Genomic DNA, 24,724 nt, shown 5'->3' with positions numbered 1-24,724 from the left:
AAAAAGACAAGACCATACCGTTTAGCCCCGATTGCAGTGATACCTTGTAGAACGGAAAGCGGGAAAAAGGTGGGCAAGAATGCCCGAACGCTTCGCTCCCGAAATCAATTAAAATTGTATTTTTGAGAAAAATAAAAATCATGCTCAGTTTTGAACCTCACACCCTTTCTCCGGCGCAATTGCAGGGCTATTTGCAAAGTGCCGTGGCGCCGCGACCGATAGCTTTTGCCAGTACGGTGGATGCCAACGGGAAACCCAATTTGTCGCCCTTTAGTTTCTTTAACGTGTTTAGTTCCAACCCGCCGATTTTGGTGTTTTCGCCGGCGCGACGCGTGCGCAACAATACCACCAAACACACCTTAGAAAACTGTGAAGCCACCAAGCAGGTGGTGATTAATGTGGTGAATTACGACATCGTGCAACAAATGTCGCTTTCGAGTACGGAGTATCCTGATGGGGTTAACGAGTTTGTCAAATCGGGGTTGACGATGTTGCCGTCGGATATGGTAAAACCGTATCGTGTGGCCGAGAGTCCGGTGCAAATGGAATGTAAAGTGAATGAAATTATTGCTTTGGGGAATCAAGGCGGTGCGGGTAATTTAATTATTTGCGAAGTGGTTAAAATTCACATTAGTGAGAGCGTTTTAGATGACAAAGGGGCCATTGATCAACACAAAATAGATTTGGTGTCGCGTTTAGGCGGCAATTGGTATTCGCGAGCCAACGCCGGCTTGTTTGAAGTGGAAAAGCCGTTGGCTACTTTAGGAATTGGGGTAGATGCGATACCCGATTTTATTAAAAAAAGCCCCGTTTTTGACGGGAATGATTTAGGAAAATTAGGAAATGTGGAAGCCTTGCCAACCGAAGAAGAAATTACTATATTTGTACAACAGCATTTTGCCGTGAAAGGCGTTTTAAGCTCTGATGATGAGCAAAAAATTCACCAAAAAGCTAAAGAATATTTGAATAACAACGAAGTGCTTTCGGCTTGGAAAGTGCTTTTAGCAAAACATTAATTATGGAAGTTACCGGAAAAATTAGAGTGATTAATCCTGAGCAACAAGTGAGTGCCAGTTTTAGAAAAAGAGAGTTAGTTGTGGCTACAGAGGAGCAATATCCGCAGTATATCAGCATTAATTTTGTGCAGGATAAATGCGATTTGTTGAACAACTATAATGTGGGTGAAGCGGTGAAAGTTTCCATCAACTTGCGAGGAAGAGAATGGGTTAATCCGCAAGGCGAAACCAAATATTTCAACGATATTCAAGGTTGGAGAATTGAAAGATTGCAAGTGGAAGCTCCGGCTGCTGCAGCACCGTCTGCCATGGCGCCAATGCCTCCGGCAGAAGCCTTTGCGCCGGCGACCAACTTTAACGAAGAAGAACACGATGATTTGCCTTTTTAATCTTTGATTGAAAAAATAAATTCTAAAATTTAAATCCCAAATACCAAGTTGTAATTTGGGATTTTTTGTTGGAATTTGGAATTTTGAAAATGATGTATTTCCTAACGAAAGAGTTATATTTTCCCCCTGTTGAAGAGGCTTCGTATGAAGGCATCTTGGCAGTTGGCGGTGACTTGTCTGTGGAACGCTTGTTGTTGGCGTATCGCAACGGAATATTTCCTTGGTTTAACGAAGACGAACCCATATTGTGGTGGTCGCCACCCGAGCGCATGGTTGTAGTGCCGCAGTTGTACAAAGTATCAAAAAGCATTCGGAACTTGCTGAATCGAAAGCTGTTTGACGTTACTTTTAATCAAGATTTTGAAGCGGTTATTCGTCAGTGCCAACAAATAGAACGCCAAGGACAAGAGGGTACTTGGATTACTGAAGCGATTATCGAATCGTACACCCAATTGCACAAAATGGGTTTGGCAAAATCAGTCGAGGTCTGGCAAAACGGTGACTTGGTGGGCGGTTTATATGGTGTAGATTTAGGCCATGTTTTTTGTGGTGAAAGTATGTTTTCTAAAGTGTCGAATGCGAGTAAGATTGCTTTTGTGGCCTTAGTGCAACACCTAAAAGAGCATAACTACAAACTATTGGATTGCCAGTTGCACAATGACTATTTGGAGCAATTGGGCGCGTTTGAGATTTCACGCGATACTTTTATTAAAGTACTGAAGAGTTAGTCGCAGAGTGCCTTTTTTCTGCTTACGGTGACTGCGACTAAACACTATTTTCGCCTCCAGCATTCTTCCACATGATCGTTCACCATACCGGTGGCTTGCATGTGCGCGTAGACTACGGTTGACCCTACAAATTTAAATCCGCGCTTTTTTAAATCCTTACTTATTTTGTCGGAAAGTGGCGTAGTAGCCGGAACGTCACTCATTTTTTTGACGTTGTTTTCGATAGGTTTTCCCCCGGTGAACTCCCAAATGTATTTGGAAAAACTGCCGAATTCTTCTTGTACTTTCATAAAGGCAATGGCATTGGTAATCGTGCCTTTTATTTTTAATCCGTTTCGAATAATGCCTGCGTCTTGCATGAGTCTTTCGACTTCCTTCTCGCCATAGCGGGCTATTTTTTTGTAGTCAAATTGGTCGAAAGCGTTGCGGAAGTTGTCCCTTTTTTTGAGAATGGTGTACCAACTCAATCCGGCTTGAAAGGTCTCCAACACGAGAAATTCAAACAATTTGTCATCGTCATACACCGGGCTCCCCCATTCGTTATCGTGGTAATCACGGTATAAATCGTCTTTTTCGCACCAAGCGCAGCGTATTTTAGTGTCCATCTTTGGCTATGTATTTTTCAATGATAGAATGTCCTGCATAAATTAAAGGCGTCATTCCAATGGCAATAATTAATTTTACGGTATACCCGGTTAAACCGGAAATAATATAGGTTTTGGTGTCCATAATACCGGGCAACCAAAACGCAATACCCAACACGATAAAACTGTCGAATAGCTGTGAAATTACAGTGGAGCCGGTACTTCTGAGCCAAATCATTTTGTTTCCTGTCCTTCTTTTGACAAAATGAAAAATAGTGACATCGATAAGCTGTGATGCCAAGAAGGCAATAATACTGCCCACAATAATCAATTGGCTTTGGCCGAAAACGGCATTGAATTGATCCGAAGTAACCGAACTGATACCGGTAGACGGAATTTTCATGGCAAAATACAAAATGATAAACGTGTAGGCGATAAGCGAGGCAGTGATGAGTGATAATTTGCGAACCCCTTTTTCTCCGAAGTACTCATTAATTAAATCGGTGGTGACAAAAACAACTGGCCAGGGGAGAATGCCAATACTCATTACAGCCGGCCCGACATCGATTAATTTGCCGCCGATGAGTTCGGCCACTACAGCATTCGTAATAAATATACCGGCCAAAACAACATAGACGGTATCTTTTTTAGATTTGAACATACCCGGGTAACTTTTTCTCAAATGTAAACAATAATAGGGTACGATTTTATGCGGTCTTCCATTCAAATTTTAGTTACTTTTGAAAAAAGGTGAATCCAATGAAAAAAATACTATTGACATTGCTTATGAGTGTTCCTGTTGTTACTACCAATGCCCAGACTACTAAAAACACATTACTCGCGGATTGGAAAGGTCCTTACGGGGGTGTTCCGGCTTTTGAAACCTATACCATACATGATTTTAAACCGGCTATTGAAGCCGCTATTAATGAAAAGTTAGGGGAGTATGACAAGATAGCCAACAATCCGAGTGCGCCGACTTTTGAAAACACTATAGTGGCTATGGAAAAAGCCGGCAAAAAATTAGCTCAAGTAAAGGCCGTTTTTGATTTGTACAGTTCCAATTTAAATAGCCCGGAGTTTGAACCGATAGAGACCGAAATGACCCCCAAGTTTTTTGAAACGAACAATAAAATTTACCAAAACGCCAAGCTTTTTAATCGGATAGCTGCCGTGTATCGTTCGCCTGAAAAAAGCAAACTAACGAAAGAGCAACAGCGCTTGGTATGGTATCACTATGCCAATTTTGTCAGAGAAGGTGCTCAGGCCGATGCCAAGAGCAAAGCGCGTATTGCCGAGATTAACCAGGAGTTAGCCGGATTGTTTACCAAGTTCAGCCAAAATCAATTGGCGGATGAGACCAATTATTATTTGGCTTTGCAAACCGAAGCCGATTTTGACGGATTGCCGATAGAGTTAAAAAATGCCGCTATTGCGGAAGCCAAAGAGCGAAAACTGAGTGTCATGGGATGTATTGCCAATACACGCTCGTCTATAGAACCTTTTTTGACCTTTTCCAACCGAAGGGATTTGCGCGAAAAAGCCTTTCAAATTTTTGTGAGTCGAGGCGATAATGACAATGCCAATAACAACAATGAAACGTTAGTGAAAATCCTGCAGCTTCGTACGGAAAAGGCAAAACTATTGGGATTTGCGACTTTTGCCGATTGGAGTTTGTCGAACACTATGGCACAAAAACCCGAAAAGACAATCGATTTAATGATGTCGGTTTGGAATCCGGCTTTGGTCAAAGTACAGGAAGATGTAGCCGAAATGCAAAAAATGGTAGCTGCCGAAGGCGGGAAATTTAAAATTGCACCTTGGGATTATCGCTATTATGCCGAAAAAGTACGCAAGGCCAAATACGATGTAGATGCCAACCAGATTAAGCCGTATCTCCAATTGGAAAAATTGAGAGAAGGCATGTTTTGGGTGGCCGGTGAAATATTCGATCTGAGCTTTAAACCAGTTAATAATGTGCCGGTTTTTCATCCCGATGTTCGTGTTTGGGAAGTGTCCAATAAAACAACGAGTAACGTTGTGGGATTGTGGTATTTTGACCCGTATGCCCGTAAAGGGAAGCGTTCGGGGGCTTGGATGACGGCATATAGGGAGCAAAGCAAGGTGGACGGTGATGTGTTGACTTTGGTGTCTAACAATTGCAACTTTATCAAAGGAAAAGAAAACGAACCGATTTTAATTTCTTGGGACGATGCCAGTACCTTGTTTCACGAGTTTGGTCATGCTTTGCACGGTTTGTGTTCGAATGTAACGTATCCTACCCTGTCGGGCACGAATACGCCACGGGATTATGTAGAATTTCCGTCGCAAATTTTAGAGCGATGGTTGGCTACCCCGGAAGTATTGAATCAATTTGCCCTGCATTATCAAACCGGGAAACCGATGCCGATGTCGTTGGTAGAGCGCATCGAAAAAGCCGCCACATTTAACGAAGGATTTTCAACCGTGGAGACCATTTCGAGTGCTTTGGTCGACATGAAATTGCATTTGTTGGAAAACGCGAAGATCGACCCTAAAACTTTTGAAAAAGAGACGTTAGCGGCTTTGCATATGCCGAGTGAAATTGTCATGCGTCACCGAATTCCACAGTTTGGACATATTTTTTCGGGAGATGATTATGCCGCCGGCTATTATGGTTATTTGTGGGCCGATGTGATTAGTGCTGATGCCACGGAAGCTTTTACGGTGGATGGCAAAGGATTGTACGATAAAGCGGTCGCCAAACGATTGTTAGACCATGTATTTAGCGTAGGAAATACGGTAGACCCGGAGGAGTCGTATATTAAATTCAGAGGGAAAGCGGCCACGAGCGACGCCTTAATGCGCGCCAGAAGCTTTCCGGTAGTTAAGTAACGAAAGGAATAAAAAAAACCGACTTCACAGAGTCGGTTTTTTTTACTGATTTACCCTTCCTGGCGTAGTTTTTCCCGATGCATGGTTCCCCATTCGGCTAACGAATTCAATACATTTTTTAGGGTATGGGTATATTCCGTTGGTTCGTAGGTCACTACTACCGGCGTTTCATCATGTACGGTTCTCTTTACAAAGCCATTTAATTCTAAATCTTTGAGTTCGTTACTCAATACTTTGGCAGAGATTCCTTCGATGGTACGTTGCAATTCGTTAAAACGGTAATTTCCTTCCGACATCGCGATAATAATTCGCAATTTCCACTTACCGCCAATGACATACAAAGCATCGCCTACGGCGTTAAGTTTTTGGACGCATTTTTCTTTAGGTAGTGGTGTTAATAATTTTTCCATAGCGTAATGATTGTTGAGGTTACTTTTGGGTAACTACTTACCTAAAGTATACTACTAACTTTTTGAAAGCAAAGGTATGTAATTTTGCTTCATAATTCTAAAAAAAATACATTATGAAAAAAATATTGCATGTGATGGCCAGTCCGAGAGGTACTGCCTCGATTAGCAGACAATTAGGAGATTCGATAACTGCCCAACTCGCCGTTTCTAATCCGGGGAGTATTATTACTACGGTGGATTTGAATGTCAATCCGTTTCCGCATCTTTTTGAAGCACAAATTGATGCCTTGCGTATTCCGGCGGACCGTCTTACTGAGGCCCAAAAAGAACTGACCAAGCGTTCGGATGAAGCCATTGCTCAGGTTTTAGAAGCCGATACGATTGTCATCAGTTTGCCGTTATACAATTTTGGTATTCCGTCGCCATTGAAAAGTTGGATTGACAATATCGCCCGAGCCGGTTATACGTTTAGTTACGGAGCTGATGGACCGAAAGGATTGGTGGAAGGGAAAAAAGTATATATAGCTTTAGCTTCGGGAGGTGTTTTTTCGGAAGGTCCTTTTAAGGAGTACGATTTTGCGGTGCCGTATTTGAAAACGGTTCTTGGTTTTATGGGGATTACGGATGTGGAAGTGATTCGGGCCGAAGGTACTGCCGTTTCCGGTTTGATGGAGCATGCCTTGGAAAGAGCCATTGAGCGTATAGCCGTATAAAAAGCTGTTAAAAAGATACACCCGAATCCTTTGATTCGGGTTTTTTGTTGTTAGGACAGAACGCGAAGTATAGCCCCGATGGGAGCAAGCTACCGTGTAGCGCGGACAGCGGGAGAAGAGGTGAACCGAAGCCCAAATGCGGTGCTTCCGAAAAACAAAAACCCCGATTCGGTTAAGAATCGAGGTTTTCAGTATGTTGAATTAATAATTTTAATTCGGGATTAGCCTAAAGCTACTCTTTTGAAACCGGTAACCGTTAAACCACCGTCAACCGATTTTACATAAGCGGCAACGCTCATAGAGCTGTCTTTGATGTAATCTTGGTTTACCAAAGTATTGTCTTTGAAGAAACGGTTTAATTTTCCTTTAGCGATGTTTTCCAACATAGCTTCCGGTTTTCCTTCGGCACGCAATTGGTCTTTAGCGATTTCGATTTCTTTAGCGATAGTATCGGCATCAACACCTTCTTCGTTTAAAGCAATCGGGTTCATCGCAGCTGCTTGCATGGCTACGTTACGAGCGGCTTCTTCAGCACCGGCTACATTAGCCGATAAAGCGGTTAAAACGGCAATTTTGTTACCGGCGTGGATGTAAGAACCCACGAAAGCACCTTCTAATCTTTCGAAAGAACCGATTTCGATTTTTTCTCCGATTACTCCGGTTTGCTCGATTAATTTTTCAGCCACCGTGATTCCGTTGTAATCAGCGGCTAATAATTCTTCTTTAGTAGCGTAGTTTAACGCCATGTTAGCGAAATCGGTCGCCAATTTTACGAAACCTTCGTTTTTACCTACAAAATCTGTTTCACAGTTTAAGGTAATTACGGCACCGGCAGTTTTGTCGGCATTTACCGCAGCGATAGCAGCACCTTCGGTAGATTCTCTGTCCGAACGGTTAGCGGCTACTTTTTGTCCTTTTTTTCTAAGGATTTCAATCGCTTTATCAAAATCGCCTTCCGCTTCTACCAAAGCTTTTTTACAGTCCATCATACCCGCACCGGTGATGGTTCTTAATTTATTTACGTCTGCAGCAGTAATTGTGATTGTTGACATACTATTTTGTTTTTTTAATTAAAAATCTTTTTTAAAAGTAAATTACGAATTACAAATTTCAAATTACGAGTCCAAATAATCCGTAATTTTTCAATTCATAATTCGTAATTATTTTTTGTTTTATTCTTCAGATTTTGTCTCTGTAGCTTCTACTTCGGCAGGAGCTTCTGCGGCAGGAGCTTCAACAGCTGCTACTACAGTTTCTTCTTCTGTTTCAGGAGCGGCATCAGAAGTTCTGTTAGCCAAACCGTCTTTTACAGCGTCGGTTACTAAAGATAAAATTTTCTCGATAGATTTAGAAGCATCATCATTGGCAGGGATAACGTAATCCACTTCACGAGGATCAGAGTTGGTATCTACCATTGCGAAAACCGGAATGTTTAATTTTTGAGCTTCTTTTATTGCGATGTGTTCCGCTTTGATATCTACTACGAATAACGCAGCAGGTAATCTGGACATATCAGCGATAGAACCAAGGTTCTTCTCTAATTTGGCACGAAGACGATCGATTTGTAATTTTTCTTTTTTAGATAAGGTGTTGAAGGTTCCGTCTTTCTTCATTTTATCGATAGCAGCCATTTTTTTAACGGCTTTACGAATCGTTACGAAGTTGGTCAACATACCACCCGGCCATCTTTCAGTGATGTACGGCATGTTACACGCTTGCGCTTTTTCAGACACGATATCTTTTGCTTGTTTTTTGGTAGCTACGAAAAGTATTTTTCTACCGGAAGCAGCGATTTTTTTCAAAGCTTCGTTCGCTTCTTCAATTTTAGCTGCAGTTTTATATAGGTTAATGATGTGAATACCATTACGCTCCATATAAATGTAAGGAGCCATGTTTGGATCCCATTTACGAGTCATGTGTCCGAAGTGAACACCGGCTTCTAATAATTCTTTAACTTCAATTTTGTTTGCCATTGTGTAATAGTTTACGTTCCGTTGTTAGCAATTTTCAAGTAGCTCTTGCGATGGTCTTGAAAATTTAGATGCTAAACTAATTCCTTTTTCAACAAAAAGAATATCGGCAACTTGTTTTTTAATTTCAATACTAAATGAACGTACTTCGCTCCGCTCAGCATGACAGCGCGGAAAGTACCTGTCAGCATATTAACGTTTAGAGAATTGGAATCTCTTACGTGCTTTTTTCTGACCGAATTTTTTACGTTCCACCATTCTAGGATCTCTGGTTAGTAATCCTTCTGGTTTTAGGATAGCTCTGTTTTCAGCTTCTACTTCGCACATCGCGCGAGCGATAGCCATTCTAACAGCTTCTGCTTGTCCTGTAGAACCACCACCATATACATTTACTTTTACGTCAAAGTTCTCAGCGTTGTTTGTCATAGACATAGGCTGTAACACTTTGTACTGTAAAGTAGCTGTTGGGAAGTAGTTGTTGAATTCTCTTTTGTTAACGGTAATTTTTCCTGTTCCTTCCGAAACATACACACGTGCCACAGCACATTTTCTTCTACCGATTTTGTGAATAACTCCCATTACTTTAAGTCGTTAAGGTTTACGGTTTTCGGTTGTTGAGCAGCGTGTTTGTGCTCTGGACCAACATTTACATTTAAATTGCGGAATAATTCGGCACCTAATTTGTTTTTAGGCAACATTCCTTTTACAGCTTTTTCCACTAATAATGCAGGGTTTTTTTGTTGCATTACTTTAGCAGTCAAGCTTCTTTGTCCTCCTGGGTAACCAGTGTGTCTGATGTACGTTTTGTCATCTAACTTGTTACCAGTCAAGTTGATTTTTTCGGCGTTGATAACAATTACGTTATCTCCACAATCAACGTGCGGCGTATAACTTGGTTTGTATTTACCTCTGAGTAGCATGGCTACTTTTGAAGCTAAACGACCTAAGTTATGACCTTCAGCATCTACAACAATCCACTGTTTATCTACAGTAGCTTTGTTGGCTGAAACTGTCTTGTAGCTTAATGTGTTCACAATAATTTATTTTAATTAAACATTCCATCCCCAATAAAGGGGTTGCAAAAGTACAATTAATTATCATAAAAGCAAATACCCTTTTTTAAATATTTTACTAAAGGTCAACTTTTTACTTGAAATCCTTGGTGCGAAAGGTCTTAGCGCATTTAAAAGTTTCTTTTCGGGATGGTTGAAGTCGATAAACCACCGAGATAATCTTGTTAGGGTTGAACTTTAACAGAATAAAATTTACTATTTTTACGCTTTAACCATGATAAAATGAAATCGAAAGCCACTTTAAAACAAATCGCCAAAGAGTTGGGCGTGTCGGTATCTACCGTTTCCAAAGCACTCAATGGGAGTCCGGAAATTAGTGAGCCGACCAAGCAACGCGTTCAGGAGTATGCCAAATTAAAAAACTACAAGCCCAATGTGATTGGTTTGAATCTTAAAAACAGAAGAACCAAAACCATCGGGGTTATCATTCCCAACATCCTGAATTCGTTTTTTGCCAAAGTGTTCAGTGGTATTGAAAAAGTGGCGGATGCAAAAGGGTATAAGGTGATTACCTGTATTTCCAATGAGTCTTTGGAAAAAGAAATCAATGCGTTGGAGATGTTGAGCAACGGAACTATCGATGGTTTTATTCTTTCGATTGCCGAAGAATCCCAAAAACTCCAACAATACGGACATTTCACCTCCATTATTAATGAAGGTACGCCTATTGTGATGTTCGACCGCATTGCCGATGAGGTGAATTGCGATAAAGTGATAGTAGATGATTTTGAATCGGCGGTTAATGCCACTGAGCATTTGATTAAAACCGGGTGTAAAAAAATAGCGTTACTGTCTTCTATCGATAATTTGAGTGTGGGTAAACTGCGCGCTCAGGGTTTTTACGAAGCCATGGCCAAGCATCAGGTAAAAGTGGATGATTCATTGGTCATTTTAACCGAGAATTCCGAAGATTTTAATGCCAAAATCGGTGGGTTCTTTATCAAAAACAAACCGGATGGTGTTTTCGCCTTAGACGAACACGCTTCGGTTACGGCTATGAAATTAGGCATACAAAACGGCTACAAAATTCCACAAGAATTATCGTTAATAGGATTTGCTGATGGTGTATGGTCACGTCGTATGACGCCGAGTTTGTCTACGGTGAGTCAGCACGGACCTGAAATTGGCGAAGTAGCAGCCCAATTACTCATTGATAAACTGGAAAGCGATACGGAAACCTTTACGTATACGACCACAACCATTAAAACCGAATTGCGCCAGCGTGATTCTACGAAGAAATTATATTAAAGATGAAATTGGTTTCGGCCAATGTCTTTTTTTCCATAACCAGTTCAAAAGCCATGTTTTTTTCAAAAGCCATGGCTTTTATTTTTTCGATATCGCAGTCTTGTGAAAGAATCATAAAGCAGGAGGTTTTCGGAGATAAATAGCTTGGCAACTGACGGAATAACTTTTCAAAGTACTCGAAATTTTCCCCGCAAAACCAAGCCTGTTCTTTTACGTTTCGAGGTTGTTTCGGATAATACGGCGGATTGATTATGATATAATGGAACGTCCGATTTTTTATATTTTGGAACAAATCAGAGTAGATTGTTGTCAACGTTAAATGATTCTTTTCGGCATTGCCGACTAAAAAAGCCAAAGCGGTTTGATTGATGTCGGATGCGGTTACCTGAGCTCCTTTTTTTGTGGCCAAAAGCGAAATGATGCCCGAACCACAACCCAATTCCAAAAGTGTCTTGTTTTGCAAATCCAAATCTTGAATAAAATCCAGCAGAATTTTGGTGCTGAAGGTTAGTTGCGGCGGAAAAACATCGGGATGGATTTTGACCGTGATGCTGTCATAAGTGAAATTCCTGGGTTTCCAATAATACAATTGCAAACCTAATTTTAGAAACGGATGGGTAACGCGCTGGATAAAACTTCTCATGATTATTCCGAATAAAACCCTTCAACTTCCGGTTGTCGGTATTTCCAAAGCTTTTGTAAAGCTTTGATTTCATAGGGGTAATGGTACATTCCGGTTTTGTAACGCCAACCCGAAACCGCTTGTAAAACGGTTTTCTTAAACCCGCGAATTCTGAAATCGGAAACGGTTGGGTAGTAACCGTTCAGAACGGTTTCAAAATTTTTAATCGTATCAATCATGTACGGTTTCAACCAAGGGGTTAACGGATTTTTCCGCAAATCGAAGTTTTCCCAACTCGGCGAAATCCAATCTTCCAAACGGTTGGGAAACGAAAATCCGGCGTCCAGAATTTGTTGGTACAACTCCGAGCCTTCGGTTGGAACCGGGCTGAAAAGATAAATGATAATTTCTGCCTTTGGGTTGATTTGCTTGATTTCTTTAATGAAATGGATGTCCCATAAAATTTGGTCGTACACTTCTTTTTCGGTTTTGGCCGGCATACCTAAAACAAAGGAAAGCTCCGGAATGATATCGGCATTTTTCATGCGCAGCACAAAATCCTTAATCATTTGGCCGGTTTGCGTTCCGCCTTTGTTCATTTGCTTCAACACGGCATCATTTCCGGTTTCGGCACCGAGGAAAATCATTTTACAACCGGCTTTGCGCATCAATTTCAATTCGGCATCGCTATACATATTGATGGTGTCAATTCGGCCTTCGCCCCAATAACTGAGGTTGTCGTTCATAATGAGTTCCGAAAATTCCAACACTCTTTTTTTCGAAGTAAAGAAATTGTTGTCGTGAAATTCCACCGCGTCGATATTGTATTTTTCCTTAAAATATTTTACGTCTTCATAGATTCGCGCAGCCGACATGCCTTTCCATTTGGCGTTATAAATAGGAACCACAGCGCAAAACGAACACGAAAACGGGCAACCCATACTCGAGTGATACGACAAGGTTTTATTTCCCATAAAGGTTTTGGCCAAATAATGTTGAACCGGATAAAACGAATTCAAATAGTCATACGGAAACTTAGGCAACGTGTCTTGGTCGAGCAATGCTTCGACGGCCGTTTTGATGATTTCGCCTTTGTCATCTTTGTAAATCAGATTCTTGATAAGGAAGATTTCGTCTTTTTTGTTTTGTTCCAAAGCCGTAATCAGCGACGGAAAAGCCACATCGCCCGGGCCATTAATAATATAATCCACCACGCCCGATTCCAAAGAAACTTTATACTGGTTGGACGCAAAATAGCCACCCCAAATCGTGATGGTTTTCGGATATAATTCCTTTATCTTTTTGGTAAACGGAATCGCCTGACGCAATTGCGGTCCGGGCATGACCGTAGAACCGAAGTATTTGTATTCACCGGATTTTAAATAATTCTCAATCGTTTCCCAAGGATTTTTTTCCAGATTACCATCCACAAAAACATAGTCATATTTTCCATGCACGGAAGCACCGACTTGCAAAATGGAGTTGGGAATGCGGTGCTTACCGTTAGCACTTTTGGGGTTGAATAATATGATTTTAGAAGTCAAAATTGTATTAAAATAAAAAGTTATGTTATGTTAAATGTATAAATTTGAAGATTAATTCTACCACTTTCTCTTGAAAACAAATGATTTAATCCGAATTTTAAAAAAGCAAAATATTGAATCTTTGTTTTTTATCGATGTCGGCTCCAAGGACCGACTCGACAGCTGTTTTGAATTGTCCCCAATAACCGACATGGTTGGATTTGAACCCAACCCAATCGAGTTGGATAGGCTCCGAAACAAATACCAACAGCATCCTTTTCAATCCCTGCAACTCGAATCGAGTTGTTTGTCGGATTCTAATGGCGAAGTCGATTTTTACATCACCAAGCATGCTTCGATGAGCAGTTTGTTGCCTTCGGATACTCAGAATTACCGGAAACATTTCGGCACGTACCAGCAATTTGTACAATGGCAAGACAATATTGCCTTAGATAAAATCGTTCGTGTGCCTTCCATCACATTAGATGATTATCTTAAAGATTTTACAGCCAATGTTGATTATCTGAAAATAGATACCCAAGGTTCGGAACTCCAAGTTTTGAAAGGAGCCGAAAAATGGTTGAACGACAAACGTATCAATGTGCTCAAAATTGAGGTTTCCACGGTCGCAGTGTATCAAAATCAGGTTTTGTTTTCGGACATCGATGTTTTTTTACGTAGCAAAGGCTACGTTTTGGTTGACTTCATGACCTACCGCGACAACTACCGACCGGTATTCGGAAAACCCGAACACAAACAGCACCATTATGCTCCTTGCGGCGATGCGATTTATATTTTGGATACCCAATATTTGACGGAATCCAACAAAATTAAATCAGCCGTACTGCTGTTTTGGCTGGGTTACTACAGTTTGGGATTCCATTTGTTGCAAAATACAGCAATAACAAAGAACGATCAAAAAAGCATCTCAGCATTTCGGTTTACCGAACCGAGAAGCAAACTCAAACAACTGCTCATCAATTTATGTCCCCCAATGCTCTTGCATTGGCTTAAGAAATAATCCTAAAACAACCCATTGAGCCACAGCACTACCCAATAAAGCCCCTGTGATATCAAGTCCCAAGTTTAGAAACAAAGCACTCAGCACTACATTAATCACAATTCCGGTGATAAGATAGGTAGTTACCAAGATTTCTTTATGTTGTTTGGATAGCATTATAATTTTTATGCCGTACACAAATGACGGAAAAATATACCCAAAGACAATCGCATAAAAATAATCGGGGACCGTTGTTTTCAAATAAAACGTTACCACCAAAAAGATGACCGCTACGGCTGAAATTGTTATCAGAAAACCCATGATAATCAAGATTCGCTGGAGTTTTACGATGACGACTTCGCTGTTCCGGTAGATGTTTTTGGTAAACGGGATATAAAAAAAACCGGCTGTTCCCATGGCAAAAAGACAGAGGTTATTGAGGATTTGGTATTCGGCAAGTTTGGGTTTACTCAGAAAAAAATGTACCAAATACACATCGTTTTTGGAAGCTAAAAACCCGGCTAGCGTTAAAAGAAAGAAAGGAAAACTCTTTTTCAATATGTAGAAAGACAACCGAGTCTGCTTTTTTTCAAAAAAACTAAAAAATAGATACACATACACCAACGCTTTCAGTAGCAGAAAACCGGCATAAAGTTTTACAATCAGTAAAGCCGTAATGCTTTCTCTACAAACGTAAATAGCACTCAGTAGGATTACACCTGTGACCATTTCTATGATTGCTGAGAGCCGGAATCTTTTTTCAAATACAATTAAGGCTTCAAAAGACTGACTGACAAACAACCCTATTAAACTCAGTGATATGAAAAAAGCCTGAGGTACCGGAAAAAGGAGTAAGGTACATGCGACAGACAACAGCAGAATAGGCACACGACTGTAGAGATTTTGCGTAAAGTAACGGCGAATCTTGCCTGGCTCGGCACTAAACTGTCGTAAAAGATATTCTTTATGCCCAAAGTTATTGCAGGCAGAAGCCATTAAAATGAAGAGTAAAATCGATACGAATTCGCCCCAAATTTGTTTTTCGGCAAAATGAATCACCACAAAAGGCAGTAAAACATTGAATGCCGTACTTACCATTTGCCGGAATGCCACATTAAACATCGCTATGACTTGTTTTGATTTCACCTGATTTTAAATTTTCTAAGGGTAAAAAAACCAATACCGCGACCGTAATCCGAAAGATAAATCAGGGTATTGTTGTTGACTACAATAGGTTTGCGTTTGTTGCTTTTTTCAAAATTCAAACTTACCTCATTCTTTTTTATCGCTTTTTGTGCTTCAACCCTGATGGGTAGTACACCACTATTTTTACCGGTTTCGTTCCAATAAAAATAGGTGAGTTGGTTGTTTTTGATTTCGTAATCGTAAATTAAAATCGGACTTTCGGCAGGCAACAGTCCGCTTGCATTTTCGATAGCTGTTGAATTAAAAAAAGACACAGTTAGAAGAATAATACCGCCGCTGAAAACCGCTTTCAGCCCAATGGATTTTTTGGATATAAACCCAATAAAAAAAACCGCAAAAAAGAGCAACAAAAACAATCTCAAATACGATAACGGAAATTCGTTGTCTATGAAAAGAGACAAGGGAAGATTGTTGATTAAAAATATAAGAGCCAAAACGAATCCTTTTTTCACCATCGACAGGTCACTTTTCAACAAAGCGAAAAACGAAAATAACAATAGGATTAAGCTGTACGTACTTCCGTAAGGGGAAAGGATTATCATCGCCAAAATCCAATAGGAGAAACCAAACGGTGTGATGGAAACTCTTCTGGAAACAAAATACCCAATAACCAAAATACTTATTTTAAAAGCCATTATCGTGGCCGAAAATAAACCCGGATAATTGAAAAAGGGTTCCGGATTTTCGATGTTGTCCAAAACCAAACATCGTTTCAAAAACATGAAAACCGATTGGTAATTATCAACAAAACCGGTTGCAATTTCACCATTAGATGCTTTCGGCAGCACCTCTTTGAGGTAAAAAAACCAAATGTCCATTCCGGTAAACAGGATGGAAGTTCCCAAAAACAACAGTGAAAATCCGACCAAATACAGTAATGGTTTCCATTGTCTTCGGAATACTAACAAGGCAATCAGTAAAACCGGAAAAACTTTTATTACAATGGCCAAACTCCAAAATAAGCCAACCCATCGCCACTGTCTTTTCTCATAAGCGAGCCAACCTTCGGCCAATAAGAAAAAAATCAGGAAGTACACTTGACCGAATAACAGATTGTTTTTTATCGGAACTAAGAAAACGAGCGGAAGTAGTATGAGGTATTTGGGGTCGATTTTGTAATAGCTTGACAATCGGTAGCAGCTAAAAACCAGTAAAACAACCGAAATACCATTGAAAATACATTTGGCAACCGCCAAAGAAAAAAATGAAAAAAGTAAAAAGAAAACAGCCAAGAAAGGCGTGTTTGGCGCATAACTGACGAAAATGCCCGAATGCCCCGCATCGAAAATGGCTTTATTGAATTCGTAAGGAAAATAAATATCAGCATTGAAATGGCCTTCCGCCAAAAATTTTCCGCCAAAATAATAATTGGCAAAGTCATGCGCCGGAAATTGGATAGCCCGGAACACAAAATAACCGCAAAGCAAAAGCAAAGGCAGTAAAGGATAATATTGTTGCCCAATGCGTTTCATAAGTTTTTAAAAAGGGAAAAGGAACCCAATCTTGTTTTTTGCAGCAAGTAGGAAACAGCAACCCTTACTACGCCCAAACCATAGGTTACACTTCTTAGAAAATTAATCGAACTTGCTTCTTCAAAATACTTGGCCGGACAAGAAATTTCTCCGATACGGGCTTTGAGAAAGCAGCATTGCGCCAAAATTTCATTGTCAAACACAAAATCATCGGAGTTGTTTTCGAAGTCGATTTTTTGTAGTAATCGCGCATCAAAGCATCGGTATCCGGTGTGGTATTCGGAGATTTTTTGATTCATTAAGACGTTCTGTATAAAAGTCAAAACCCTGTTCGAAACGTATTTATACAACGGCATGCCTCCTTGCAATGCCCCCTTGCTCAATATTCGGGAACCCAATACAACATCGTATAAATTGTTGGCCACCAAAGTACACATCGCCGGAATCAATTTGGGAGTGTATTGATAATCGGGATGCAACATCACGATGATGTCGGCGTTGAGTTCCAGCGCTTTTTTGTAACATGTTTTTTGATTGGCACCGTACCCTTTATTGCGATTATGGGATAAAATATGATTGATCCCCAAGTTTTTGGCTATGGTTATTGTATTGTCTTTGCTGAAATCATCGGTAATAATCACGTCGTCCACCACCTCAAACGGAATTTCTTCAAAGGTTTTTTGAAGTGTTTTAGCCGCATTATAAGCCGGCAGTACTACGATTATTTTCTTGTTATTAATCATTCAGATGGTTGACTTCAACAGGTGAATATTCTCGTATATTAGTGGATACTGTTAACCCTTGATAAGGCGCCAAAGCTTCCACATCACCCCTGTGGTATAAGTTCCCTAGAAACGGAAATTCAGCATACACATGCGTCGGCAAACCCGAAAGTAAGCTTTGTACCTGCGCCAAGGGCATGTTCCATTCCAAACTCAAGCGCTCCGCTGAAGGTTCCATAAAAGAAATGTAAAGCAACTCCGTTAAAGTGTGTTGTTGGGTTTGGGCAAAATCGACTCCGTCAGTCAGGGCCAATTTTTGGGTTCGGTTGGTATCGCGATAACCGATTAAGGTACTTTGAAAATCGGCATAGGTCAGATAACCGGCGTAGTCATTTTGGGGATTGAACATTTGATTAATTCCCGATTCATGACACCACATGCATTTGGCCGGTTTTCCGGCGCCGGAGTGCAAAGCGTCGGCGCTGTTTTTCCGGTTGCCGTTGGTGTCAAAAATGCCGAATCGAAGCTGTCCGTTGGGCAACAATTCAATAGTTTCATATTCATAAATTTCCCCTGTAACCGGATCGACCTCTTCCGATAAAAACAACTGATTGAATCCGTTTTGTTCCGAAAACCGAATGATACGGTGTTCCAAAGAAACACTCGAATTATTGACATAACCTTTTTGCGGCAATAGCGTATATTGGGTTAAAATTGCGTTGAGTGTATCGGGTGTTCCGATGATGTTGTAATAGTGTTCGGAAGCACCAAGCAATAAAGCAACAAACCGACCCAGATCAATGCTTTGGTTGGTTTGGTATTCTTCGGTTTGTTTTATTTTTTCAGATAATTTAAGAAGTTTTTGTTGCGCTTCATTAGAAAAGCCCAAGTATTTGATGTTGATAGTAATGATATTTCCCGTAACGTTAAAACCGGTATTCGAGGTTGGCAAAGTGGCACCCATATAAGACAAAGCCCATTTAAGGCCTATTAATGATTTGTCGATGGAGTCATCATTGTAAGCCTTATTCCATCTTAAGTTGACGGTGGTTTCACCACTAACCAAATCAGAATAACTGTCGTGGGTACACGACAGCAGAAAGGTGATGATGAGATATAATAGAGTACTTTTCATAGCCTGCGATTATCTTATTTTAGAAACTTCATAAACATAATAGGAACCGTTTTCGAGGATGGTAGTATTAAACGTCTTCAAAAGACGGATTTTAAATTTATTATCGATGGTTTTCCAAACATCGGGCTGCTCTTTTATCCATAAATCACCCGAAACATAAACACAATACTCGTGGTTATCCATATAGCCGGAGAGCATGGTCAGGATCATTTCTTTTGAATAGGTAACCGAATCGGCATTTTTCCAAATACAATAACTTTGATAACTATGCTCGGTTAAAAAATATAATTTCTTTTCCAAATAGGGGCTCAAAGTTGTTCCGTCGCAGGAAAAAGAAACAATTTCTTTCGTTCCCAAATGATGTGTTTTTATGTAATCAGCAGTATCTTTTGAAGCGGTAAAAGGATACACATAATCTGTGGCATAGGCCGCTGTACCTGATAAGAAATGGATTGTCAATATACTGTAAACGATGGGTTTTTGCAGTAAATCGAATCGGTAACGTGTTAAAACAGTTCCAATTTTATATGTATCTGAAGCCCCATAGTGTTGCATCCATAAGGCCATAATGATGATCAGATATGTCATGCCGTGAAAGCGAACGGCAGTTCTTTCGGTTACAAAAAAGAATAATTGAGTACCGAATAAAGCGATATAAACAAAAAAAAGCATCTTCTTGTTTTTGAAAAACAGGATGAATGGGACCAAATAGATCAGTAAACTAAGTATCGAGGCCAATGGGCGATAGGTGTTGACGATAAAATTGGAATTCCAAAAATGAATCGAAGTAAAGTCGGGAAACGCTATCAATCCTTTGAACAGCGAAAGGAGTCCTCCGGTTAGTTTTTCGCGCCATGAAATAGTTCCCAACAAATTAAAGAACCATTCCGAATGGGTGGTTTGCAATTGGATTCCTAATGACAGAAGACCTAAACCAAACAGAACATAGCCCGGCAAATACTTTTTTCGGAACAGTTCCCGGGTTTGGTAATTTTCCCAAAGCAGGGTAAACATAAAAACTAAAGCCAACACACTGAACATCAAATGAACATTGCAGGACAATGCCAAAGAAGCGCACAAAAGCGTAAACTTTTCTTTTCTTTTTTCATATACGGAGCACGCCAAAAACAAAAAAAGCACACCCAACATATAATTGCGGCTAATCAGATTGTATTCGAAAAACATAAAATAACCAAAGATAAAAAGTGTTTTAAACACTAAAGAAAATGGGGCTTTTCGAAGAAACAGGAATACCACCGAAGTCGAAATCAGGATATGTAAAAACTGCATCCAAAAAGGATTCGCAGTCAATCGGGTTATACCGTATAGCAAAGTGTTCCAAAGAATCGGATGGCCTTCATATCGGGTATTCTGAATCAATTCAATGACAGAATTGCTGTCGCGCGCTAAAAGGTAATGATGCGCTTCATCCAACCACAATTCGTGATGCAAAATGCCCACAAGACTAAGCACAAAGTAAATAGCCGTCAGCAAAAGCAAGTATGTGGTTTCATTTTTCAAAGGCTTATTTGCTAATTTTCATTAATCCGCCGGCCAAAATCGATTTGGTTTTCAATTTCAAAGCTTTTAAACTATTCTTAGAGGCTCTATGAAACTCTACTTCATTGACCACTTTACGTACCGCGTATTGGTAATATTTTCTCGAATAGGTGCGTTCAAAGTCAATCTCCCTATCGGTAGACGTTTCCCAGTCGGGCTGTTGGGTAATTTTGTGTTCTATTTCGTTATACAAACTCGTTCCTTTGATGGGATACGCGATGGTAATGGTGTATAAAGTCGGATTTGCTTCTTTTAAATATTGAATGGTTTCTTCAATGTCTTTTTCAGTTTCGCCCGGATAACCCAGCATAATGAATGTTCCGGTTTCGATGCCCATCGCATTCGTATCCTGAATCACTTTTTTCACCTGATTGACATCCACGCGTCGGTCCATGGCATCAATAATGGTTTGTGAACCGCTTTCGGCTCCAATCCAAATTCGAAAACAACCGATGTCTTTCAAAAGCTGTAAAATTTCATCATTCAACCGCTCAGCACGCGTAATGCATTCAAACGGAATGACGGCATCTTGTTTCAGGACTTCTTCTTTAAAAGCCAGCAGCCATTTGTGACTCACGGTAAACACATCGTCTACAAACCATAGCGCATCGGGTTTATATCTTTCTTTAAGTAGTTTCATTTCTGCCGCCACCAGATTCGCCGGACGCCGACGATAGCTTTGACCATACACTGCCGTGCTGCACCATTTGCAAGTATAGGGGCAACCGCGCTGCGTAGAAATCGTCATCGAACTTTGACCGTGATTGGTTTTCCAGGTTTGCAAATAGTTTTGCATGTTGATGGCTTCGCGATTCGGTAAAGGCAATTCGTCCAGTTCTTTGAACTTGCTGCGTGGCGGTGTTTGAATAATTTGGTTGTTTTCTAAAAAAGCGATGCCATTCACTTGATGAAAATCGCTATGAGTCATGATTGCCTTATACAATTCAAAAGTCGTTTCTTCGCCTTCGCCAATCACTAAAAAATCGGCACCGGCTTTGAGATAATTGGCCACATTATACGTAACATCGGGTCCGCCCAAAACAATTTTCGGGAAACCAAATGCTTCCTTTTTCAGAATTTTGATTAGTTTAATAACTTCAATTTTGGTCATTAAATTGGTGTAAATGCAAATGACTTTGGGTTGCTTTTCTAAAATAAAATCGAGTTGTGCGGCCTGTGTGGAAAATGTAGTATCGAAAACGTCATTGTCAATGTTTTTACTTTTCAAGTAGGCCGAAACATAAAGCAACCCTAACGGCGGATAGGGTTTCATAATCTTTTGTTCCTTCGGGTCATCCGATAAATAATACGCATGTGTAAATACAATACTCATTTTTTTTGCAAGATTATGAGGTAATGATCGGCATATTTTGAAAGCCAAGACCAATGTTTGACGCCCTGCTCCAATCGGTTTAAAAAGCGCAGCAATCCTTTTTTGTTTGTAAAGAAATCGTTCAGATAAGACGGCGGCACAAAGAATCCGATAGGTTTTACAGCTGTGATTTCAAAATTAGTGTTGGCTAAAGTTACAATATCTTTCGGGTTGTAGTAGAAAGTAGTGACATTTTCTCCGTCAACTTTTGCGATGACGCTTGCTTTTTTTCTTCTGGAACTATTTTTAAATTGGGCTTTCGCCAAAAAGTACAATCGTTCCCAAAGGGTATTTTTCGGCATAATGACCAAAGCCATTTTGCCTTGGGGTGATAAAATGGAGGATATCTCTCGGAAGAATCGCCCAAGTTCCGGTTTCGACAAACAATTCAACCCGCCAAAGTTGGAAAACAGCAAATCGAATTTTTCATTTTCAAAAGTTGTTGCAATCGAATTGATATCAGCGACTCTAAAGTTGAGGTTCTCAAAATGGCCTTTGTTTTTGGCTACTTCAATCATTTTTGTTGAAATATCAGTAGCGGTTACATTAAGATTTTGTTTGGCCAACCAAACGGCATCTTCTCCGGTGCCGCAGTTGATTTCCAATATGGTCTGAATACCGTGTAAGTGATTGGAAAGTTCGCCATACACCAGAGCGCGCTGCATTTGCCCAATCTCGGTATGCGTAAAAGTATGGTCATAATTGGCTGCGGCCTGGTCAAAATCAGCTTTCATGATGTTGTAATTTTTGTAATGAAAGCGAATCTACAAAGGCACTCGGAATGTAATAGCCCAATTTGGCAATCGATTTTATTTTGGAAACCGAAATAGACGACGGTTGGTTTACAATTTGTTTCAAATGATAGATTCCCTGTGCTTTGCGAAATTCTTTGTGCACAAACCGCTGCAGTTTCCGATAATAATTCGATTGGTATGTGCCGTGAAACAACATCTCAAAATCGTCCGAATCGGTCCAATTTGTCTTGCGTTTCAAATCGTCTTTGACTTTGTCATAAAACTTGGTTCCGGGCAAAGGATAGGAAACAGAGATTCCGATATTATCCGGCATCAGTTCTTTCACCATCGCAATAGTTTTAGCAATGTCGTGTTGATTTTCGCCCAAATACCCAAACTGCAAAAAGAAAGCCACTCGGATTTTTTTGGCTTTTAAAAGTTGGGTAGCTTGATAGATTTGCGCCACAGTTGTGCCTTTGTCCATGGCATCTAGAATTTTTTGCGAAGCGCTCTCGGCACCCACCCAAACTTCTTCCAAACCCGATTCGGCCAAACAATCAATGGTATTTTCTTTTAGTAATAAGTCAACCCGACTTTGAATATAATAGCTGATGTTCAGATTTTGGGTTTTTAATGCCGCGTTAAATTCCTGCACCCAATTGGGTTTTAAGCCAAAAATATCATCACACATCCAAAATCGTTTGACGCCGAATTTTTCCTGTAAATACCGAATTTCCTCCACGATGTATTCGGGAGAATGGGCATTGTAGCGATTGCCGTAAATGGGCTTGGCGCACCAATTGCATTTGTACGGACAGCCTCGGGTGGTAGCGATGTTAAGCGTGAATGGCTGGCCACTTTGCTGCCAAACCGAATGGTAGTTTTCCATATCGATTAAATCCCATGCCGGCATCGGCAATTCGTCTAACTGTTGCAGAACTTCGCGTTTGGGTGTAACCTGAATTCGATTGTCAACTTTAAACGCAATACCTGTAACGGATTCAACGGTTTTTTTACCCTCTAAAGTCTGCAGTAATTCCAACAACGTCATTTCACCTTCGCCCAATAAAACAAAATCGGCACCCATTTTCAAATAGTCTTTGTAATGGTCTGTTGCATCGGAGCTGTTCACAATCACAGTACAGCCAAACAACTTTCCGATGGCTATCATTTCAAAACAGGCTTCCCGCATATTGGTCAGACACATTTTGGTCAAATAGTTAAAACCATCGTCGAAGATGACTAAATATGTCGGGGTGTTTCGTTTTAGTCGGGTTGTAATGGTTTGTGGAGAGTCCAATAAGTTGGTGTCGAATAAATCAACGGTAAATCCGTTTTTTCGCATCAGTGAGGCCGCATACAGCGTTCCCAATGGCGGGAAAGGCGTTTTGTTTTTCCATTGCTTCGGGTCGAGTTGGTAATAGTAGGAATGCGAAAAAAGAATATCAGACATGTTCTTTGGCTAAATTGATATTGTAATTATCGCTGACTTCTTCAATTTTTGTATTCAGCGCCAAAATCACTTTCTTTTGAAAATGCGAAGGATGATGCTTCGAAATATTTCGGGTTGATTTTAAGGCAATTTTAAAATCTTCATCATTCATGAATCGGAATTTTGCTTTCCATTTATGGATGGTTATTCTTTTGAATACCATATCTACACCATTCCCAATAGGATTGCTAAACGCAAACTCAACCGATTTTGTAAAGAATGGTTTTTTGGCATTGGGTACCGCAGACAGGTTGGGTTTGAATTTATTGAAATAATCGTTTACCCAAATATTTTTTCGGAAGAAATCTTCAAATACGGCTTTTCCTTGCATCGGTATGAGCGTTTTCATTTCGGTAGCGGTAAAACGGTTTTTTTCTTCAATCTCTAACTGATTAGCCGCCACGAAATAGTTGATGCAAAAGTATTTTCGGGAATTCAACAAAAAAATCTTTTTGTACAACATCAAAAAAGTACGGCAAAGCCATAATTTTCCGGGTTGCGTAATCACAAAGAAATCAATGTCACTGCCACTGTCGTAATACCCTTTGGAGAGAGAACCCGATACGCCAACGGCTTTTACAAACGGGAATTTAGCAATAAACCGGGCTTTTTTTCGGGCTTTTTTCAGTGCCCTGTCGGCGTACAGATTTCCGCGCAGGCGTTTAATAACCGAATCTAAATCGCTGCCATAGACGTAAAAATCATCTACCTTGGTGAGGATTTTTTCATGGATTAAATGCGTCAATTCGTTTTCGGTGTCCGAAAGGTGTTCATAGTTGGTGTAACTATGGATTTCTTCCAACTTCAGCGGATATCTAAAGATGGAGAAATACAATATGGTTTTTAGTGTTTCCAAAATTCATAGCATTTTTTGGTTACCT

General features: G+C 40.3%; 25 protein-coding genes. 7 read left to right on the top strand and 18 right to left on the bottom strand.

Features of this window, described 5'->3' with window-relative positions; all coding sequences use genetic code 11:
- Positions 1 to 140: 140 nt before the first annotated feature.
- The 3 genes from QHT84_RS00355 (at position 141) to aat (ending at position 2,133) form a co-directional block, all read left to right on the top strand.
- The gene (locus QHT84_RS00355) at positions 141 to 1,016 is read left to right on the top strand and encodes a flavin reductase family protein (protein WP_283238298.1); all 876 of its coding nucleotides are present in this window, start codon (positions 141 to 143) and stop codon (positions 1,014 to 1,016) included.
- Between the two features lie 2 nt (positions 1,017 to 1,018).
- Positions 1,019 to 1,405, top strand: a complete 387-nt coding sequence (locus QHT84_RS00350; RefSeq protein ID WP_283237547.1) for a DUF3127 domain-containing protein — start codon at positions 1,019 to 1,021, stop codon at positions 1,403 to 1,405.
- Between the two features lie 92 nt (positions 1,406 to 1,497).
- Positions 1,498 to 2,133, top strand: a complete 636-nt coding sequence (gene aat / locus QHT84_RS00345) for a leucyl/phenylalanyl-tRNA--protein transferase (protein WP_283238297.1) — start codon at positions 1,498 to 1,500, stop codon at positions 2,131 to 2,133.
- Positions 2,134 to 2,177: 44 nt separating this feature from the next.
- Here aat and QHT84_RS00340 read toward each other — a convergent pair whose 3' ends face one another.
- Together QHT84_RS00340 and QHT84_RS00335 are read right to left on the bottom strand one after the other, a co-directional pair.
- Positions 2,178 to 2,738 (bottom strand): DNA-3-methyladenine glycosylase I, encoded by a 561-nt coding sequence (locus QHT84_RS00340; protein WP_283237546.1) that lies wholly within the window; start codon positions 2,736 to 2,738, stop codon positions 2,178 to 2,180.
- Positions 2,728 to 3,378 (bottom strand): queuosine precursor transporter, encoded by a 651-nt coding sequence (locus tag QHT84_RS00335; RefSeq protein ID WP_283237545.1) that lies wholly within the window; start codon positions 3,376 to 3,378, stop codon positions 2,728 to 2,730. Before QHT84_RS00335 ends, QHT84_RS00340 begins: the two co-directional genes overlap by 11 nt.
- A 98-nt stretch (positions 3,379 to 3,476) precedes the next feature.
- Here QHT84_RS00335 and QHT84_RS00330 point away from each other — a divergent pair, with 98 nt between their 5' ends.
- Positions 3,477 to 5,591, top strand: a complete 2,115-nt coding sequence (locus QHT84_RS00330; RefSeq protein WP_283237544.1) for a M3 family metallopeptidase — start codon at positions 3,477 to 3,479, stop codon at positions 5,589 to 5,591.
- A 50-nt stretch (positions 5,592 to 5,641) separates the two neighbouring features.
- On the opposite strand, the gene QHT84_RS00325 is transcribed toward QHT84_RS00330, so the two are convergent.
- On the bottom strand, positions 5,642 to 6,001 hold the full coding sequence (locus QHT84_RS00325; RefSeq protein WP_283237543.1) for a winged helix-turn-helix transcriptional regulator: 360 nt from the start codon (positions 5,999 to 6,001) through the stop codon (positions 5,642 to 5,644).
- Positions 6,002 to 6,114: 113 nt separating this feature from the next.
- On the opposite strand from QHT84_RS00325, the gene QHT84_RS00320 reads away from it, so the two are divergent.
- The gene (locus QHT84_RS00320) at positions 6,115 to 6,714 is read left to right on the top strand and encodes an FMN-dependent NADH-azoreductase (protein WP_283237542.1); all 600 of its coding nucleotides are present in this window, start codon (positions 6,115 to 6,117) and stop codon (positions 6,712 to 6,714) included.
- A 221-nt stretch (positions 6,715 to 6,935) separates the two neighbouring features.
- Here QHT84_RS00320 and tsf read toward each other — a convergent pair whose 3' ends face one another.
- The 4 genes from tsf to rplM form a co-directional block, all read right to left on the bottom strand.
- Positions 6,936 to 7,766: a translation elongation factor Ts gene (gene tsf, locus QHT84_RS00315; RefSeq protein WP_283237541.1), complete on the bottom strand. Its 831-nt coding sequence runs from the start codon at positions 7,764 to 7,766 to the stop codon at positions 6,936 to 6,938.
- A gap of 120 nt (positions 7,767 to 7,886) precedes the next feature.
- A complete protein-coding gene (rpsB, locus tag QHT84_RS00310) occupies positions 7,887 to 8,687 on the bottom strand; it encodes a 30S ribosomal protein S2 (RefSeq protein WP_283237540.1) in 801 nt (266 codons plus the stop codon).
- 189 nt (positions 8,688 to 8,876) lie between these two features.
- Positions 8,877 to 9,263 (bottom strand): 30S ribosomal protein S9, encoded by a 387-nt coding sequence (gene rpsI / locus QHT84_RS00305; RefSeq protein WP_169524679.1) that lies wholly within the window; start codon positions 9,261 to 9,263, stop codon positions 8,877 to 8,879.
- On the bottom strand, positions 9,263 to 9,718 hold the full coding sequence (rplM, locus tag QHT84_RS00300) for a 50S ribosomal protein L13 (protein WP_283237539.1): 456 nt from the start codon (positions 9,716 to 9,718) through the stop codon (positions 9,263 to 9,265). The genes rpsI and rplM overlap by 1 nt, the downstream gene beginning before the upstream one ends.
- A gap of 261 nt (positions 9,719 to 9,979) precedes the next feature.
- Between rplM and QHT84_RS00295 the strand changes: the two genes are divergently transcribed.
- Complete coding sequence (locus tag QHT84_RS00295) at positions 9,980 to 11,005, top strand: LacI family DNA-binding transcriptional regulator (protein WP_283237538.1); 1,026 nt, start codon at positions 9,980 to 9,982, stop codon at positions 11,003 to 11,005.
- Here the strand turns inward: QHT84_RS00295 and QHT84_RS00290 are convergent.
- Both QHT84_RS00290 and QHT84_RS00285 read right to left on the bottom strand, forming a co-directional pair.
- On the bottom strand, positions 10,986 to 11,648 hold the full coding sequence (locus QHT84_RS00290) for a methyltransferase (RefSeq protein ID WP_283237537.1): 663 nt from the start codon (positions 11,646 to 11,648) through the stop codon (positions 10,986 to 10,988). The genes QHT84_RS00295 and QHT84_RS00290 overlap by 20 nt on opposite strands.
- Positions 11,649 to 11,650: 2 nt before the next feature.
- Complete coding sequence (locus tag QHT84_RS00285) at positions 11,651 to 13,171, bottom strand: B12-binding domain-containing radical SAM protein (protein ID WP_283237536.1); 1,521 nt, start codon at positions 13,169 to 13,171, stop codon at positions 11,651 to 11,653.
- A gap of 70 nt (positions 13,172 to 13,241) precedes the next feature.
- Between QHT84_RS00285 and QHT84_RS00280 the strand changes: the two genes are divergently transcribed.
- On the top strand, positions 13,242 to 14,171 hold the full coding sequence (locus QHT84_RS00280; RefSeq protein WP_283237535.1) for an FkbM family methyltransferase: 930 nt from the start codon (positions 13,242 to 13,244) through the stop codon (positions 14,169 to 14,171).
- Here the strand turns inward: QHT84_RS00280 and QHT84_RS00275 are convergent.
- The 9 genes from QHT84_RS00275 to QHT84_RS00235 are packed head-to-tail and all read right to left on the bottom strand — an operon-like array spanning position 14,133 to position 24,699.
- A complete protein-coding gene (locus tag QHT84_RS00275) occupies positions 14,133 to 15,296 on the bottom strand; it encodes an MATE family efflux transporter (RefSeq protein WP_283237534.1) in 1,164 nt (387 codons plus the stop codon). The genes QHT84_RS00280 and QHT84_RS00275 overlap by 39 nt on opposite strands.
- Complete coding sequence (locus QHT84_RS00270) at positions 15,293 to 16,828, bottom strand: glycosyltransferase family 87 protein (RefSeq protein WP_283237533.1); 1,536 nt, start codon at positions 16,826 to 16,828, stop codon at positions 15,293 to 15,295. The genes QHT84_RS00275 and QHT84_RS00270 overlap by 4 nt, the downstream gene beginning before the upstream one ends.
- Positions 16,825 to 17,571, bottom strand: a complete 747-nt coding sequence (locus tag QHT84_RS00265; protein ID WP_283237532.1) for a glycosyltransferase family 2 protein — start codon at positions 17,569 to 17,571, stop codon at positions 16,825 to 16,827. The genes QHT84_RS00270 and QHT84_RS00265 overlap by 4 nt, the downstream gene beginning before the upstream one ends.
- On the bottom strand, positions 17,564 to 18,685 hold the full coding sequence (locus QHT84_RS00260) for a hypothetical protein (RefSeq protein ID WP_283237531.1): 1,122 nt from the start codon (positions 18,683 to 18,685) through the stop codon (positions 17,564 to 17,566). The genes QHT84_RS00265 and QHT84_RS00260 overlap by 8 nt, the downstream gene beginning before the upstream one ends.
- A gap of 9 nt (positions 18,686 to 18,694) precedes the next feature.
- Complete coding sequence (locus tag QHT84_RS00255) at positions 18,695 to 20,206, bottom strand: hypothetical protein (protein WP_283237530.1); 1,512 nt, start codon at positions 20,204 to 20,206, stop codon at positions 18,695 to 18,697.
- 4 nt (positions 20,207 to 20,210) lie between these two features.
- A complete protein-coding gene (locus tag QHT84_RS00250) occupies positions 20,211 to 21,578 on the bottom strand; it encodes a B12-binding domain-containing radical SAM protein (RefSeq protein WP_283237529.1) in 1,368 nt (455 codons plus the stop codon).
- A complete protein-coding gene (locus QHT84_RS00245) occupies positions 21,575 to 22,351 on the bottom strand; it encodes a class I SAM-dependent methyltransferase (protein ID WP_283237528.1) in 777 nt (258 codons plus the stop codon). The genes QHT84_RS00250 and QHT84_RS00245 overlap by 4 nt, the downstream gene beginning before the upstream one ends.
- Positions 22,341 to 23,804, bottom strand: a complete 1,464-nt coding sequence (locus QHT84_RS00240; protein WP_283237527.1) for a B12-binding domain-containing radical SAM protein — start codon at positions 23,802 to 23,804, stop codon at positions 22,341 to 22,343. The genes QHT84_RS00245 and QHT84_RS00240 overlap by 11 nt, the downstream gene beginning before the upstream one ends.
- A complete protein-coding gene (locus tag QHT84_RS00235) occupies positions 23,797 to 24,699 on the bottom strand; it encodes a nucleotidyltransferase domain-containing protein (protein WP_283237526.1) in 903 nt (300 codons plus the stop codon). The genes QHT84_RS00240 and QHT84_RS00235 overlap by 8 nt, the downstream gene beginning before the upstream one ends.
- Positions 24,700 to 24,724 lie beyond the last annotated feature (25 nt).

This window comes from Flavobacterium sedimenticola, assembly GCF_030053345.1.
GTDB classification, from domain to species: domain Bacteria; phylum Bacteroidota; class Bacteroidia; order Flavobacteriales; family Flavobacteriaceae; genus Flavobacterium; species Flavobacterium sedimenticola.
This window is presented reverse-complemented; position numbering and strand designations above follow the sequence as displayed.

Excerpts from the sequence above, each read along its gene's own strand:
- QHT84_RS00355 (WP_283238298.1), top strand. The coding sequence starts at position 141 with ATGCTCAGTTTTGAACCTCACACCCTTTCTCCGGCGCAATTGCAGGGC.
- QHT84_RS00350 (WP_283237547.1), top strand. The coding sequence starts at position 1,019 with ATGGAAGTTACCGGAAAAATTAGAGTGATTAATCCTGAGCAACAAGTG.
- aat (WP_283238297.1), top strand. The coding sequence starts at position 1,498 with ATGTATTTCCTAACGAAAGAGTTATATTTTCCCCCTGTTGAAGAGGCT.
- QHT84_RS00340 (WP_283237546.1), bottom strand. The coding sequence starts at position 2,738 with ATGGACACTAAAATACGCTGCGCTTGGTGCGAAAAAGACGATTTATAC.
- QHT84_RS00335 (WP_283237545.1), bottom strand. The coding sequence starts at position 3,378 with ATGTTCAAATCTAAAAAAGATACCGTCTATGTTGTTTTGGCCGGTATA.
- QHT84_RS00330 (WP_283237544.1), top strand. The coding sequence starts at position 3,477 with ATGAAAAAAATACTATTGACATTGCTTATGAGTGTTCCTGTTGTTACT.
- QHT84_RS00325 (WP_283237543.1), bottom strand. The coding sequence starts at position 6,001 with ATGGAAAAATTATTAACACCACTACCTAAAGAAAAATGCGTCCAAAAA.
- QHT84_RS00320 (WP_283237542.1), top strand. The coding sequence starts at position 6,115 with ATGAAAAAAATATTGCATGTGATGGCCAGTCCGAGAGGTACTGCCTCG.
- tsf (WP_283237541.1), bottom strand. The coding sequence starts at position 7,766 with ATGTCAACAATCACAATTACTGCTGCAGACGTAAATAAATTAAGAACC.
- rpsB (WP_283237540.1), bottom strand. The coding sequence starts at position 8,687 with ATGGCAAACAAAATTGAAGTTAAAGAATTATTAGAAGCCGGTGTTCAC.
- rpsI (WP_169524679.1), bottom strand. The coding sequence starts at position 9,263 with ATGGGAGTTATTCACAAAATCGGTAGAAGAAAATGTGCTGTGGCACGT.
- QHT84_RS00295 (WP_283237538.1), top strand. The coding sequence starts at position 9,980 with ATGAAATCGAAAGCCACTTTAAAACAAATCGCCAAAGAGTTGGGCGTG.
- QHT84_RS00290 (WP_283237537.1), bottom strand. The coding sequence starts at position 11,648 with ATGAGAAGTTTTATCCAGCGCGTTACCCATCCGTTTCTAAAATTAGGT.
- QHT84_RS00270 (WP_283237533.1), bottom strand. The coding sequence starts at position 16,828 with ATGAAACGCATTGGGCAACAATATTATCCTTTACTGCCTTTGCTTTTG.
- QHT84_RS00265 (WP_283237532.1), bottom strand. The coding sequence starts at position 17,571 with ATGATTAATAACAAGAAAATAATCGTAGTACTGCCGGCTTATAATGCG.
- QHT84_RS00260 (WP_283237531.1), bottom strand. The coding sequence starts at position 18,685 with ATGAAAAGTACTCTATTATATCTCATCATCACCTTTCTGCTGTCGTGT.
- QHT84_RS00250 (WP_283237529.1), bottom strand. The coding sequence starts at position 21,578 with ATGAGTATTGTATTTACACATGCGTATTATTTATCGGATGACCCGAAG.
- QHT84_RS00245 (WP_283237528.1), bottom strand. The coding sequence starts at position 22,351 with ATGAAAGCTGATTTTGACCAGGCCGCAGCCAATTATGACCATACTTTT.
- QHT84_RS00240 (WP_283237527.1), bottom strand. The coding sequence starts at position 23,804 with ATGTCTGATATTCTTTTTTCGCATTCCTACTATTACCAACTCGACCCG.